Origin of the sequence: Rickettsia endosymbiont of Ixodes pacificus, assembly GCF_000965155.1 — a bacterium.
GTDB classification, from domain to species: Bacteria; Pseudomonadota; Alphaproteobacteria; order Rickettsiales; family Rickettsiaceae; genus Rickettsia; species Rickettsia tamurae.
The window spans coordinates 1-14,202 of the sequence record NZ_LAOP01000001.1 but is presented as its reverse complement, the minus strand read 5'-3'; the positions used below and the strand labels follow the sequence as shown (position 1 = coordinate 14,202).

Sequence of the window (14,202 nt, the reverse complement as noted above, 5' to 3'; positions counted from 1 at the left end):
AAACTCCTGAGATTGCTTCGTCAATTATTTCATAATTCCCTCGCAATGACGATTAAGTGTCTACACCACAACCCAAGCCAAATATAATAATTAAGGAGAAAGTAAGGATGAGTGAAATAAATATAAGTGCTGCAGCGGTTAAAGAATTAAGAGAAAAAACCGGTGCAGGTATGATGGACTGCAAAAAAACATTAATAGAAACCAGCGGTAATTTTGAAGAAGCTATTGATTTTCTGCGTAAGAAAGGTTTGGCTGCTGCTGCAAAGAAAGCCGGACGCATTGCTTCTGAAGGTTTAACGGTTGCAAAAGTTGATGGGCTTACCGGAGTGATAGTTGAAGTAAATTCCGAAACGGATTTTGTTGCTAGAAATGAGCAGTTTCAGGATCTAGTTAAGGATATTGCAAATCTTGCAGTAATTGCAAAAACTATAGATACGCTAAAAACATCTAAAATGCAAAGCGGTAAATCAGTTGAAGAAGAGATTATAGAAAATATCGCTACAATCGGTGAAAATTTAACATTACGTCGTATGGATATATTAGAGATATCCGAAGGAGCAATCGGTTCGTACGTGCATAATGAAGTTGTACCGAATCTAGGAAAAATTTCCGTATTAGTAGGTCTTGCGTCTAACGCAAAAGATAAAGCAAAACTAGAAGCTTTAGCTAAACAAATTGCTGTTCATGTAGCAGGAAATAACCCGCAAAGTATAGATGATTCAAGCTTGGATCAAGCACTCGTAGAGCGTGAGAGAAAAGTATTTTTTGAGAAATCTAAAGAAGAAGGAAAGCCTGATAATATTATAGAAAAAATGGTAGAAGGTAGAATACGTAAATTCTTCTCTGAAGTTGTATTGCTTCAACAAAATTTCTTATTTGAGCCTAAACTTACCGTTGCGGAAGTAATTAAAAATGCTGAAAAAGAACTCGGTGCAGAAATTAAAATCGCCAAATTTATTAGATACGAACTTGGTGAAGGTATAGAACACGAAGAAAAAACTTTGCCGATGAAGTAGCTGCTATTACGCAGGGTTAACGGTCTTGTTTTTTTCGTCATTGCGGGGAAAATTACGAAGTAATTGACAAAGCAATTTAGTTAAAAATGCTAATTTATTACATTTTTTGGATTGCCACGTTCCTTATAATCGCGGTGTTGTTGCATAGCTCGTTTTATGTCATTCCCGCGGATGCGGGAATCCAGCAAAACCTATAAAAACTTGTTTTTATAGGTTTATTTTGTCAACATTAAGAAATTATTTTTCTGGATTCCTGCTTCCGCGGGAATGACATCGAGTAGGTTTTTCGAACCATGCAACAACGCTTATAGTCGCTCGCAATGACGATTTTGGATTCATGCAACAAAGCTCTACTTTTGTGGGGATGATATCAAGTACTTTTTGAATAACACCAACTCAGTTCTTCTTTACTCTCCTAAAAGTTCTATAGTAAATTCGCGATCGAGGTGATCTATATTTACACTACCTTTATTTTGTTGTACTAGTTTATTTAAATTCCGCTACTTACCGGTAAGGAATATAATTTACCTTTATAAACAGTTAAGGCTGGGTACCATTGGTTCTCAAAAATTATAGGAGTATTTGGTAACGATAACCATTTTATATCATAACTTATCTTTAAATGAGAAAGATCCACATTTCTCCCCTCTGAATCTTTTAAAACTAGCGAAATATCAAAAGTTTTTCCTGTATCTTGTGTAGTGTCAGGTAGAACAACGCTTCTAAATTCTTTAAACTTAAATACAAGATTATTGTTTAATCTTAACGTCAAAGAAGTGTTAATGATCTCTTCCCACGCGATACCGCATGTATAACCATCTTCAAGTTTAAATTCTTTTGTAACAATCTTACGTTCAGTAGGTTCAGAAAATATAAATTTTTCTTTGCCGTCTCTAGTGAACTCGCTAGACCATACGCATCAAGTTAAGAAAAGCAAGTAGGTTATACTGGTATTACGGTAGTAAATTATGAATTAAAAAGAAGCTAATATATGGTATAAATTTTTGCAAGATTAACAACTAAATTGTGAGAATTTATCCTATGGGGAAAATAGTAAACTTAGCAAAACTATGCCAAGAGTTTTTTGGAGAGACAGCCAATAATTTATCCATTACAACAGGATTTATTAAGAGACAACGAAAAATAACTGGTTCAGCTTTTCTAAAAGCTATAGTGTTTGGTAATATGAGCGATAGTAATTGTAGTCTTGATGGAATGCGTAACTTTTTAAGTGAAGAAACTATAGATATTTCTGCCCAAGGCTTAGACTTTAGGTTTACTGAGGTAGCAGTAAAATTTATGCAGTCAATGTATGAACAATGCTTGAAATTATTTAGAAATACTATGCCGCTTGATTGCAACATTTTGCAGCATGCAACATTTTGCAGCAATTTAATAGCGTTAAATTATTGGATAGTAGCCATATTATTCTACCTGCCAATATGGCGGATAAGGTATAAGGGCTGATCAAGGATATAGAGAACATTTATCAAACATATCTACTAAGGACTTATTAATATCTGATTTAGGTTATTTTGTCCCAGCTTCATTTATTCAAATTATCGAACTTGGTGCATATTTTATTAGTCGTTATAAAGCAGATACTAATATATATGACCCTATCACTGAGGAAAAAATTGATTTATTAAACCTATTAGATAATAAATTCTTTTTATCAAAAGATGTACTTTTAGGTAAACAAGCAAAAGTTAAGCTACGGATTATATGTCATAAATTGACTGATGAACAGGCTATTGGTAGAAGAAGGAAGGCTAATTTATTAGCTAAGTCTCATAAATATAAATCTTCTTCAAGAAACCAGAGATTACTAGATTGGTCAATATTTATCACTAATATATCAGAGGATATGGTTAATGCTGAGCATATAATGATAATTTATCGAGCAAGATGGCAAATTGAATTATTATTTAAATTATATAAAAGTCATGCAAAAATTGAAAATCTTAAAGGGAGAAGTAAACCTGCAAGAGTTTTGTGTGAATTATATGGTAAATTATGTAGTGTGCTTATTTTTCATGGATTATCGAATTGTGTAGAATTAGCAAATGATAGAGAAATTAGTTTAACCAAAGCATTTATTGAACTACAGAAAAGGTCAAGAGAATTATTCCTGTCTATTACTGGACGTCTTAATGATTTAAAGCAGTTCCTTAAGAAATTAATTATAGATTGGGGGAGATTTTCTTTGAAAGATAAATATCGTAAAACCAGATTATCTTCCTTAAATACACTAAAATTATTAACAATTATGGCTTAACTTGATGCGTATGACTCGCTAGACGGTCCTAGTACTTCTACTTTACCCGTAGTTAATTTATAAGCAGTCGAAAGAATTTTAGCACCGGTTTTTACATCTTCTAAAATTTGTTTTTCTAATATTTTAACCTTTTCTCTTTTAGATCTAGGAGAAACTTGCTCAGTAGAATCTAAAGATTTGGTAGTACTAGTAGTACTGCGAGGAGAAGGATTTCTTGCTATATAGGTTGTTTTACTTTCGGGATCGGTACCTAAAACTTCTATTTTCCCTGTATTTATCTTATAAGCATTTACCAAAATTTTACTTCCAGTAGTTGTAACTTTTCCACTGCTTTATAGCATATAGCTAGACCATAGTAAATAGGTACATACTATGCTAATATATATGTTATAAATGATAATAAATAAATTATGGCAAGCAGTTACAGTTACGATTTAAGAATGAAACTATTCAAAGCTCTAGATGATGGGCTCTCAATTGTTAAAGCATGTAAAATATTCAATATAGGTCGTAACACTATATATAGATGGAAAACTCTTAAATGGGAAACAGGAGATATAAAAGCAAAACCTTATGGTCCAGCAAAGGGTTATAATGCAAAAATAAATCTCAAAGAATTTGAAGAATTAATTATCAATAATCATGATAAAACAGCTAAAGAATTAAGTATTATACTAGGTAATAGATTACAAAGAACTAGAATAAATTACTATAGAAAACTACTAGGGTACACTTATAAAAAAAAGTCATCTTCATCCCAGAAGGGATATTGGTTTAAGGAATGAATTTATAGAAAAGATACAGCAAATTTCTAAAGAAACTCTAGTATTCATTGATGAGTCAGGAATAGAAGATAATGCTTGTAGAGAATATGGATGGAGTATAAAAGGTACTAGATGTTATGGAAACAAAGTGTATCAACATAAATCCAGGATCAGTATGATAGCGGGGCTTCGTAATAATCAAATTATAGCGCCAGTAATATTTGAAGGAAATTGTAATAAAGAAATATTTACAACCTATGTAGAGACTATATTAACTAAAGAATTACATCCTGGACAAACAGTAATTATGGATAATATCAACTTCCATAAGAATAATATAATAAGAGAATTAATCGAGTCGGTTGGGTGCAGAATTTTATTCTTACCTACATATAGCCCAGACTTAAATCCTATAGAACATTATTGGTTTAAGATTAAGAACGAAATAAGAAAAGTTACGGGGCAATTCAAAGATATCAGTATGGCTGTAGAACACGTACTAAAGTTTATTTAACTGTACCTATTTACTATGGTCTAGCTATACATAACCGGTAATTATTATTACGGCTCCTAAAAATTCTCCATCTCCGCTATCAGATGACTTTCCGTATTTTTTAGCTCTTTTTCTTGCCTCAAGGTCATCTGTTGCCTGTTTATTTGCAATTCTGCGTATGGTCTCCGGATCTTGCGTAAACATAATACCTCCTCCATGATTAAATAAGCCTTATTTAATCATATTGCAATTAGAAGTCAAATATTATTTTAGAAGTTCTATTTTTATTAACCGAATTCAGCTATCAAAGAAACTTTGTAATTACTTTTAAATATTCATCTAGGATTTTTTGGTTGTCCTCAACAAATTTTAAAGCATTTTCACGATAGGCTTTAAGTTCTAGAGAATTATTAGACCTAAGTAGATATGTTAGTTTGGTTAGTAAATCTTCACCGTTTTTGATTTGGATAGCTGCTTCATTTTGCAGTACGCCTTTAGCGATATCGGTGTTTTTACTCATATCGGGACCGAATATAATACAATTAGAGAAATATGCCGCTTCTAAAATATTATGCCCGCCTTGTTTAAAAGAACCGCCGATAAGAGAAATTGTAGCTACGGAAAAAAACAACCCCATTTCACCGAATCTATCAACTATATAAAGGTCATCGCTTAAAACAGGTAAATCATTTTGTGATTTAGTGGTAGCGGATAAATTATGTGACTTACAATTATCGATAATTGATTTAACTCGCTCAGGATGTCTTGGAATTAAGATAACATAGCAATCTAAAAACTGCTCTTTTAGGTTTTTGATTATAGGCAAAATCACTTCTTCATCTTCGGGGTGAGTGCTAGCAAATACCACGACTCGCCTATTTTCTAAATGTAAGCTTAATTTTGATAACTCTTCTTGATTGACCGGAAGTTTTTCATTAGCAAATTTAATATTGCCTAAATTAACTGCATTCGATACTCCAAGTTCATTGAATTTTTGTAAGTCACGCTCGCTTTGTGCGATAATTTTACTGAAATTTTTGAGAATAAGCTGAAAAAAGCTTTTTCTTTTTAGCCAAGCTTTAAACGATTTATCGGAAATACGAGCATTTACTAGCAGTAATTTACACTGCCTCGCTCCCTCATTAATAGTACACGGCCATAATTCCGATTCTATAAAAATACCTAAATTAGGTTGCCAATTTCTTAAAAATTTTCGAGTAAAAATAATATTATCTATCGGTAAAAATTGGTGAACTGCTATTTTAGGTAATTTGGCAGTTAATATTTTAGCGGAGCTGTTAGTCCAAGAAGTTACTAAAAAACGAACGTCAGGATAGCGTTTACTTATATTATATATTAATGTTAAAGCTGCCATAGATTCGCCGACGCTTGCTGCATGAATCCATATTAGACTTCTTGCATAACTTGCTTCTAAAGGTAATTTATACGTCGATCCGGTACTCGAATCCTCACGTACGCTTGTGTACGCTGCGGTTCTGCGTTCCGTGTCTCCTTTAAATTCCTCTTTATTAGCTTCGTTATGCAAGAAGTCTAATGAATAGTCTTGTCTGCTTTTCCCGATAGCAAAACGTTCTTGGATGCGTCTTATATCTTCTTTACCTATTAATAAGCGGATAAGAATTATAATGAAATAAATAGGTAATAATATAAAGCTTAAAGCATAATATAATAGCATCATTTCTTTAAGCTCTCTGGGTTAAGCTTGCTAATTGTTTTTCAAGGCTTATATGGTTTTGTATTTTATCATTTGTGAGTTCTAAAGGTGAGCCAACTATGATTTTAATAGTACCAAACGGTAGGGGTATTATTAATTTATCCCAACTTTTTAGTCTAAAACATTTAGAGGTACTACTTACTATCGGAATAAGTTTTTTGTTATATCTATAGGCAATTTCAGTAATGCCGCTATTTACTTTATATACCGGTCCTTTAGGACCATCCGGCGTGACTATTATATTTGCACCTTGAGATAGCTTACCTATAATATTACGTAAAGCTCCAATTGGATTTTTATTAGTAGAACCTACTATAACTCTGCAACCGAATTTTCCTACTAAATCGTTTAAAATTTTTCCGTCTAAATGCGGGGATATTAAAGCATAGATATTTCTATGTCCTATAAACATAGCCGGACTTAAGGCGAGCATATTATGCCAAAATGCAAAGATTACACCTTGTTCGTTTAGGAATTTTTCCTTATTGCCGTTATCGTAAAATATAAATTTCTGCCTTGAAGTAAAGTAAACAAAACGCAAATACCAATATAGTAAAATAGTAATTATACTAAGTACGTATTTATTATTTTTTAAAAATTTTTTAAAAACTTTCCGCATTGATTACCTTAATTTGTCATATCGTGGCTTGTCCACGGTTGACAATGGGAAAACTGAAGCCATACAACATAATCAACCTATAGAACTACAAGCCCTCTCAATTCTAATACAAGCCTCTTCTAGCTCTTTCATAGAAGTAGCATAAGAGATTCTAAAATATCCCTCTAAGCCGAAAGCAATACCGGGTACTACGGCAACTTTTGCTTCTTCAAGTAAATATTCGGCAAAATCATTACTATTTGCAATAATTTTTCCTGATTTAGTTTTATGCCCAAATATTTTATCGCATTTAACAAATAAGTAAAATGCCCCTTCCGGCTTATAGCACTCAAAATATTCTATTCTTTTCAAAATTGATAAAGCAAGATCACGCTTTTTTTGAAAATTTAAAGCATTAGGCTTTATATAATCTTGAGGACCGTTTAATGCTTCAATAGCAGCCATTTGACTTATTGAACAAGAGTTTGAAGTACTTTGCGACTGAATAATAGTCATTGCTTTAATCAAAGCTTTAGAGCCTGTACCGTAGCCTATACGCCAACCCGTCATAGAATAAGCTTTAGATACTCCGTTTACGGTAAATATTCTCTCTTTTAAATCAGGTGCTATTTGGGCTAATGTATAAAATTTAAAATCATCAAAAGTAATATGCTCGTAAATATCATCGGACATTACGTTTACATGGGGATATTTTCTTAAAACTTTAGCAATATTTTCTAGTTCTTCAAAATTATAGCTTGCACCTGTCGGGTTACTAGGAGAGTTAATAATAAGCCACTTAGTTTTATCTGTAATTGAACATTCTAAAGCTTCTGCACTTAATTTAAAGTTATTTTCAATTCCGCAATTTACAAAAACAGGTGTTCCTGTGCTAAGTGCAACCATATCAGGGTACGAAACCCAATAGGGTGCCGGAATAATTACCTCATCCCCTTTGTCTAAAGATGCCATAAACAAATTATATATAACTTGCTTACCGCCGGTGCTTACTATTATTTCATCAAGTTCGTAATCTATATTATTTTCACGTTTGAATTTGTCTTTTATTGCTTGCTTTAAAAGAGGCATACCCTCAACGTTAGTATATTTAGTAAAGCCATCTTTAATCGCTTTAATCGCCGCTTCCTTAATATTGTCAGGCGTATCAAAATCAGGCTCACCGGCACCGAGTGCGATAATATCAACTCCCGCTTTTTTAAGTTCAAGAGTTTTTTTTACGACTGCAAGGGTCGGCGATGGCTTTATAGAACTTAGCCTCGTAGAAATAATTGACATAATTTGAGTCCGTATTAATGCATTAGGTGTTGTTGCATAGATACTAGAGTCGTCATTGCGAGCAGCCGTAGGCTGCGTGGCAATCTCATCAAATATTCTGAGATTGCTTCGTCAATTGCTATGCAATTTCCTCGCAATGACGTTTACCCTTTTGATCCGCACAACAAGCTTTATTTATAAAAGCGATAATACAGCAATTTTAATCGCAATAAAATTATTTTATTTAAAAATTTATCAAGATATGCTTTATTATAGTTAAGTAATATTAATTTAGTAATTAAACTATGCTCGGTAAAATAAAAGACAAAATCAAACATTATTGCTTAACTATAATAAATATACCGAATTTTATTAAGAATAAAATTTTAGAATTTAAGAATTATATAAGTGATTGTAAATATAAATTCTCTCATTTAGCCGAAACTAATTATCAGCTTGGACTTGATCATTTATATAGAGGTAATTTAAATGATGCATTGCTTAGGTTTAAACTAGTCGATAAATTTTTTAATCCTAATGATTCTAAAGTATATTATCAACTCGGATGGGTTTATTTTTTAAAAAATAATTACAGACAAGCTATAGAATATTTAGAAAAATCTAATGAAAAATATAAAGCTATATTTATAAATTTTTTGAAAAATTATAAGGATATTACTGAAATACCTCAAGAAATTTGGGGAAAATATCGTGATTTAACAGCACAATATTATCCTACTATTTTTAATAACGATAAAAATATCCATCTTCCGTATAGGTTTGTTAATGAAGCACTTAAGCAGATATCTGATTTACCGGATAATTACTCTATTTTGGAACTTGGAAGTAATATAGGGCTTGTAGGTTATGAAATACAAAAACGTTTTCTGGAAAGTTTTACTTTAACCGGTGTAGAAATTTCTACTTTAATGAATGATTTACAAGAAACATATTATCCGAACACTAAAATTTACGATCAAATATATAATATTGCTATAGATGAATTTTTAAAACAAAACACTAATAAATCTGATATTATTTTTAGTTTTTGTGGATTATCGTTTACTAACAATTTAATAGAATATTTTAATTTAATATACTCATCTCTTAGTAAACAAGGGTATTTTGCCCTTTGTTTACCGAATGCGGCGAAGACACAATTTTCAGTAAAACGCAAAGAATTTATTTTTAACTTGAATGAAATAAATAATATTTTGCAAAAAAATAATTTTACTATATTAACTTCGGAAGAAATAATACTAGCGGAAAACAATAAATATAGTATTATTGTTTGTAAGAAAACAGCATAAATCAATGAGAATATTAATTATATTATCCATTATTTTATGTTCATTATTGATAAGAGCTGATCTTGAATATGTTGATAATGACATATATAACTATAATGGTGGAAGAAACGAAAGCGGTTGCTTGGAAGTTTATGATCCATACGAAAAATTTAACCGTAAAGTGTTTGCATTTAATTCTGTGTTAGATTATATAATATTGCGTCCTTTAGCGATAGGTTATAAGAACATCACGAATGATTACGTAAAAGCACGTGTTAATAGTTTCGTCAGTAATGTCGATACACCGCTTACGGTGGTAAATTATGGGCTTCAGTTAAATTACGATAAAACTATGAAAAGCGTTTGGCGGTTTCTCATTAACACGACCCTTGGCATAGGCGGTTTATTTGACGTAGCAGGTAAAGTAGGTTTGCCGTCTGATCGTCAAACTTTCGGTAGTACCCTCGCACATTATGGGGTTGCCCCAGGTCCTTATTTAGTATTGCCGATAATCGGTAGTACTAACGCAAGAGACATGACGGATTCGGTAATTACTAATTATGCTCTTAATCCATTAATGTACTACACTCATAATGATTTTAACTTAGGAGTACTAGCAGTTAGTAAAATAAACGATCGATATGTTGTGTTACCGTTTAGTGATTATGTGATGAAGAATTCTACCGATCCTTATGTGGCTATTAGATCAGCATTACATCGTGCTCGTGAAGCATCGGTTCAATATCCTGAAAATTTTAAATGTCCTAAACCCAAGAATTAATTAAATTAAAGAGGATTATATGCAAAAAATTATTACAGGTTTATTTCTATTAGTTATAACGTTTCCCGCTTATTCTAATGAAAAAGTGCCTGCCGGTTTGAACAGTTACGTTACTAATTTAGTAAATGAAGCTTCTAGTATATTAAACGATAGTAAGCTATCTGAGCGAGTAAAAATTGCTAAAGCACGTGAGTTAGTGTCTCAGAACCTAGATTTTGATTGGATGGCTAAATATACATTAGGCAGAAATGGGATAAAAACTTTATCAGGTGGGCAGGTTCAGGAATTCATCAAAGTTTACTCTAAATATGTTACTAAATCTTATACTGATTTAATAAAAGATTATAAAGGTGAACAGCCTAAAATAGTAGGAGTTCGTCCTTTAAGCTCGACCGATTTTATGGTTGCTATGAATATCATTAGTAATAAAGAGCAAGACCCTATTAAAGTAGAATATCTTGTACGTGAAATGAAAGGAAACGGAAAAGACGTTTTTAAAGTTTCTGATATAATTACGGAAGGTGTAAGTCTTATTGGAGCTCAACAAGACGAGTTTACTGATACTTTAAAAAATCAAGGTTTTGAGGCACTAATACAAAAATTAGAAAGTCGTTCTTAAGCTTATTTCACTGTCATCCTAAATCGTCATTGCGAGGAAATTTTGGCAGGCAGTAGTAATAAGTTACTCGCATCTCGTTTAGCTATAGCATTAAATGTTAAATATATTGAGCCGAGAATTACCTGTAGAAATTCAAGAATCGTTTCATAATGAAGATGTAATCATAGTACAATCCACATCAAAACCCGTTAATGATCGTTTAATTAAGCTGTTCTTGCTAGTAGATGCGGCAAAAAAAGCGGGAGCAAATCGAATAATTTTAGTAATGCCTTATTTCGGTTATGTAAGGCAAGATAATATAAATTCTCAAAATATAATTCCTGCTAAGTTAATAGCAGATTTTTTAGAGAAGCTCGGAGTAAACCATATAATTACTATTGATTTACATTCCGATAAAATAGAGAAATTTTTAATATTCCTGTTTCTAATCTTGAACCTATAAATTTATATATCCCGTTTTAAGAACTTATAGCAATTTCGTTATAGTTGCACCTGATAAAGGAAGTATCAATCGAGTTCAAAAAATTAGTAATTTACTAAATATAGATTCAGCTTATATAAACAAAGAAAGAGATATAAATATATAATTGCGAGATGATATCAATAACAGGATGATATTTATAGATAGCGGTGAAACAATAGTAAAAGCAGCGAGATTTTTAAAAGAACATTCGGCTTTATCGGTTAGTGCTTTTATAACTCATGCAGTGCCTTCTGCTGGTTCTAAAAATTCGATAATAGACCTCTTGCATAACGAAGCTAATAGAGAGGAATTTTGTACGTCAATCCGGTACTCGCATCCTCACACTAAAGTGTACGTGAGGATGCGAGTACCGGATTGACGTACAAAATTCCTCTCTATTAGCTTCGTTATGCAAGAGGTCTATGACAATATTTTTATCACGGATACTATAGAAACAAGTGACTTATCTACAAAATTTCATATAATACCTGTGTTGTCTATCATCGTAAAAGAGTTAAGAAATATATTATGAGTTTATGTACTCTAGAAATAAATCTATCTGCAATAAAAAATAATTACCTTTTATTACAAGATATTTGCAAAACCTCATTAGTCGGTGCTGCCGTTAAAGCTAACGGTTACGGTCTTGGAGCAGTACAAATTTCTAAAGTTTTAATAGAAGAAAATTGTAGGCATTTTTTTGTAGCCTCAAGTGAAGAGGGAGTGAATTTACGCAAAGCTTTAGGAGTAGATGTTAATATTTTAGTGCTTAACGGCGTTTTTGAACATGATGCTTTAGAGCTGATAGAATATAATTTAACACCTGTTCTAAATAACTTAAAACAAATAGAAATTTGGCAAAAATTTAGTAATTTGAAAAACCGATTATTGCCTTGTTATTTACATTTTAACACAGGGATTAATCGCCTTGGATTAACTCATGATGAAATAGAGCAGTTAATTAATAATCGTGATTTATTAAAAGGGCTAGATTTACAATATATTATAAGCCATCTAGCTATATCCGAGGAAATAGATAATTCTTATAATCTAGAACAATTAAACAGATTTAAAGCTTATTTACGATATTTTCCAAACGTCAAAGCAAGCCTTGCTAATTCCGGCGGCATATTTTTAGGACAGGATTACCATTTTGATTTAGCAAGACCGGGGGCAGCCTTATACGGTCTTAACCCTGTAATGAAAAATCCTATAAACTTAAAAGCTCCTATAATCCACTTACAGAATTGACACTAGATAGCCATATCGGTTATAATATGACTTTTACAACTAAGCGTGATAGTGTCATTGCAACGTTACCGCTTGGTTATGCCGACGGATATAGCTGTAACTTTAGTAATCAAGGCGAGGTGTTTATTAACGGTTACAGCGTTCCTATAGTAGGGCGAATATCGATGGATTTGATAAATATCGATGTTACCGATCTACCACCGTCCGATATTTTTCTAGGGCAGGAAGCGGAAATTATCGGAAATCATTGCACGCCCGATAAAATAGCGAGTATTATAGGTACTATCGGGTATGAGGTATTAACTAGTCTTGGTAATAGATATAAGAGAATTTATAAGTAAGCATCATGAGCTACGGAAATTACGAAGTAATTGACGAAGCAATCTCAGGAATTTGTATTATTTCATGAGATTGACACGCAGCCTACGGTTGCGGCTTTGTTGCATGGATCGTTTATGTCATTCCCGCGTAGGCGGAATCCAATAAAACATATAAAAAACTTGTTTTTATATGTTTATTTTATCAAATATGTAACTTCTATATCAATATTTGAAGTTATTTTTCTGGATCCCGCCTATGCGGGGATGACATCGAGTAGGTTTTTCGATCCATGCAACAACGCCTACGGCTGCTCGCAATGACGATTTAGATAATAATTATAAAACAAAAAAATATACACAAATGTTATTAAATATAGCTAATTCGGTCGGTAAACGTACTATAAAGTTTGCACAAAGTGTAGGCAGTTTTTCTCTATTTAGTTTGCTACCGTTAGCAGTATCATAAGACCGCCTTTATATTTGAGTTTAATCATCAGACAATTATTATTTATCGGATTTTACTCGCTTTCGGTTGTTGCGATGACAACTTTCTTCTCAGGGGCGGTACTCGCATTACAGAGCTATACTGGTTTTTCCCGTTTCTCAGCTGAAAGTTCCATTGCAACGGTAGTAGTATTGTCGCTGACTAGAGAGCTTGGACCTGTCTTAGCCGGACTAATGGTAGCGGGAAGAGTCGGGGCATCAATCGCCGCCGAAATAGCAACAATGAGAGTAACAGAGCAGGTAGATGCTTTATATACTTTATCTACCGATCTATTAAATATTTAGTTTTTCCAAGAGTAATAGCAGCTATTATTACAATGCCTTGTCTTGTTTTAATCGGGATATAATTGGTGTTATGGGCGGTTATTTGGTAGGGGTATATAAACTTGATTTTAATAGTGCAGCTTATTTAACCAGTACTTTTCAGTATTTGGAGCCGATTGACGTAATTTCCGGTCTTGTTAAAACGGGAGTTTTTGGATTTATTATTTCTATAATAAGTGCTATAGCGGCTATTATTCAGGTAAAGGGGCTAAGGGAGTTGGAAGAGCTACTACCTCGGCAGTAGTAAATTCTTCTATCGTTATCTTAATCAGTAATTATTTAATAACCGAATTATTTTTTAAAGTATAAATATGAGTGAAAAAGAAGAATTTAAAATTAAATTCGGTCATTATATAAATCATTTGCTAATCATAAGGTGTTAGACGGAATAGATTTGGATGTAAAAAAGGGCAGTTCATTAGTTATTTTAGGTGGTTCCGGTAGCGGCAAATCCGTTCTAATAAAAATAGTAGGACTGATTAAACCTGATAA

12 protein-coding genes and 6 pseudogenes are annotated in these 14,202 nt (G+C 32.5%); 11 read left to right on the top strand and 7 right to left on the bottom strand.

Annotation, left to right across the window (positions count from 1 at the left end; all coding sequences use genetic code 11):
• Window positions 1-107 precede the first annotated feature (107 nt).
• Window positions 108-1,036 (top strand): annotated as a pseudogene (gene tsf / locus REIP_RS00080) (translation elongation factor Ts).
• A gap of 10 nt (window positions 1,037-1,046) precedes the next feature.
• Here tsf and REIP_RS13525 read toward each other — a convergent pair.
• Window positions 1,047-1,139 (bottom strand): annotated as a pseudogene (locus REIP_RS13525) (lytic transglycosylase domain-containing protein); the annotation flags it as partial.
• Between the two features lie 367 nt (window positions 1,140-1,506).
• Window positions 1,507-1,788, bottom strand: coding sequence for a hypothetical protein (locus REIP_RS00075; protein ID WP_231569131.1), 282 nt, complete (start codon window positions 1,786-1,788; stop codon window positions 1,507-1,509).
• A 269-nt stretch (window positions 1,789-2,057) separates the two neighbouring features.
• Between REIP_RS00075 and REIP_RS00070 the strand changes: the two are divergent.
• A pseudogene (locus REIP_RS00070) lies at window positions 2,058-3,294 on the top strand (IS4 family transposase).
• On the opposite strand, the gene REIP_RS11960 reads toward REIP_RS00070, so the two are convergent.
• Entirely contained in the window at window positions 3,291-3,590 is a 300-nt protein-coding gene (locus REIP_RS11960) for a hypothetical protein (protein WP_052691061.1), read from the bottom strand. The pseudogene REIP_RS00070 and the gene REIP_RS11960 sit on opposite strands and share 4 nt — an antisense overlap.
• A 114-nt stretch (window positions 3,591-3,704) precedes the next feature.
• On the opposite strand from REIP_RS11960, the gene REIP_RS08670 reads away from it, so the two are divergent.
• A protein-coding gene (locus tag REIP_RS08670; protein WP_156147374.1) for an IS630 family transposase occupies window positions 3,705-4,572 on the top strand; the annotation gives its coding sequence in 2 pieces (ribosomal slippage) (window positions 3,705-4,031 and window positions 4,033-4,572; 867 coding nt in all).
• Window positions 4,573-4,596: 24 nt separating this feature from the next.
• Here REIP_RS08670 and REIP_RS10455 read toward each other — a convergent pair.
• The 4 genes from REIP_RS10455 to REIP_RS00040 form a co-directional block, all read right to left on the bottom strand.
• Window positions 4,597-4,755, bottom strand: a complete 159-nt coding sequence (locus REIP_RS10455; RefSeq protein ID WP_156147373.1) for a hypothetical protein — start codon at window positions 4,753-4,755, stop codon at window positions 4,597-4,599.
• 100 nt (window positions 4,756-4,855) lie between these two features.
• A complete protein-coding gene (waaA, locus tag REIP_RS00050; protein WP_045803512.1) occupies window positions 4,856-6,250 on the bottom strand; it encodes a lipid IV(A) 3-deoxy-D-manno-octulosonic acid transferase in 1,395 nt (464 codons plus the stop codon).
• A gap of 4 nt (window positions 6,251-6,254) precedes the next feature.
• Entirely contained in the window at window positions 6,255-6,905 is a 651-nt protein-coding gene (locus REIP_RS00045) for a lysophospholipid acyltransferase family protein (RefSeq protein ID WP_045803511.1), read from the bottom strand.
• Window positions 6,906-6,977: 72 nt separating this feature from the next.
• A complete protein-coding gene (locus REIP_RS00040) occupies window positions 6,978-8,180 on the bottom strand; it encodes a pyridoxal phosphate-dependent aminotransferase (protein ID WP_045803510.1) in 1,203 nt (400 codons plus the stop codon).
• A gap of 284 nt (window positions 8,181-8,464) precedes the next feature.
• Here REIP_RS00040 and REIP_RS00035 point away from each other — a divergent pair, with 284 nt between their 5' ends.
• The 8 genes and pseudogenes from REIP_RS00035 to REIP_RS08655 all read left to right on the top strand — a co-directional run.
• Complete coding sequence (locus REIP_RS00035) at window positions 8,465-9,469, top strand: methyltransferase domain-containing protein (protein WP_045803509.1); 1,005 nt, start codon at window positions 8,465-8,467, stop codon at window positions 9,467-9,469.
• A gap of 4 nt (window positions 9,470-9,473) precedes the next feature.
• Complete coding sequence (locus REIP_RS00030; protein ID WP_045803508.1) at window positions 9,474-10,229, top strand: VacJ family lipoprotein; 756 nt, start codon at window positions 9,474-9,476, stop codon at window positions 10,227-10,229.
• A 19-nt stretch (window positions 10,230-10,248) separates the two neighbouring features.
• Window positions 10,249-10,848, top strand: coding sequence for an ABC transporter substrate-binding protein (locus REIP_RS00025; protein ID WP_045803507.1), 600 nt, complete (start codon window positions 10,249-10,251; stop codon window positions 10,846-10,848).
• A gap of 94 nt (window positions 10,849-10,942) precedes the next feature.
• Window positions 10,943-11,290 (top strand): ribose-phosphate pyrophosphokinase-like domain-containing protein, encoded by a 348-nt coding sequence (locus REIP_RS11955; protein WP_231569130.1) that lies wholly within the window; start codon window positions 10,943-10,945, stop codon window positions 11,288-11,290.
• 169 nt (window positions 11,291-11,459) lie between these two features.
• Window positions 11,460-11,690, top strand: coding sequence for a hypothetical protein (locus REIP_RS11950; RefSeq protein ID WP_231569129.1), 231 nt, complete (start codon window positions 11,460-11,462; stop codon window positions 11,688-11,690).
• A 149-nt stretch (window positions 11,691-11,839) separates the two neighbouring features.
• Window positions 11,840-12,903: pseudogene (locus tag REIP_RS00010) on the top strand (alanine racemase).
• A 340-nt stretch (window positions 12,904-13,243) separates the two neighbouring features.
• Window positions 13,244-14,019 (top strand): annotated as a pseudogene (locus tag REIP_RS13040) (MlaE family ABC transporter permease).
• Window positions 14,020-14,021: 2 nt separating this feature from the next.
• A pseudogene (locus REIP_RS08655) lies at window positions 14,022-14,202 on the top strand (ATP-binding cassette domain-containing protein); the annotation flags it as partial.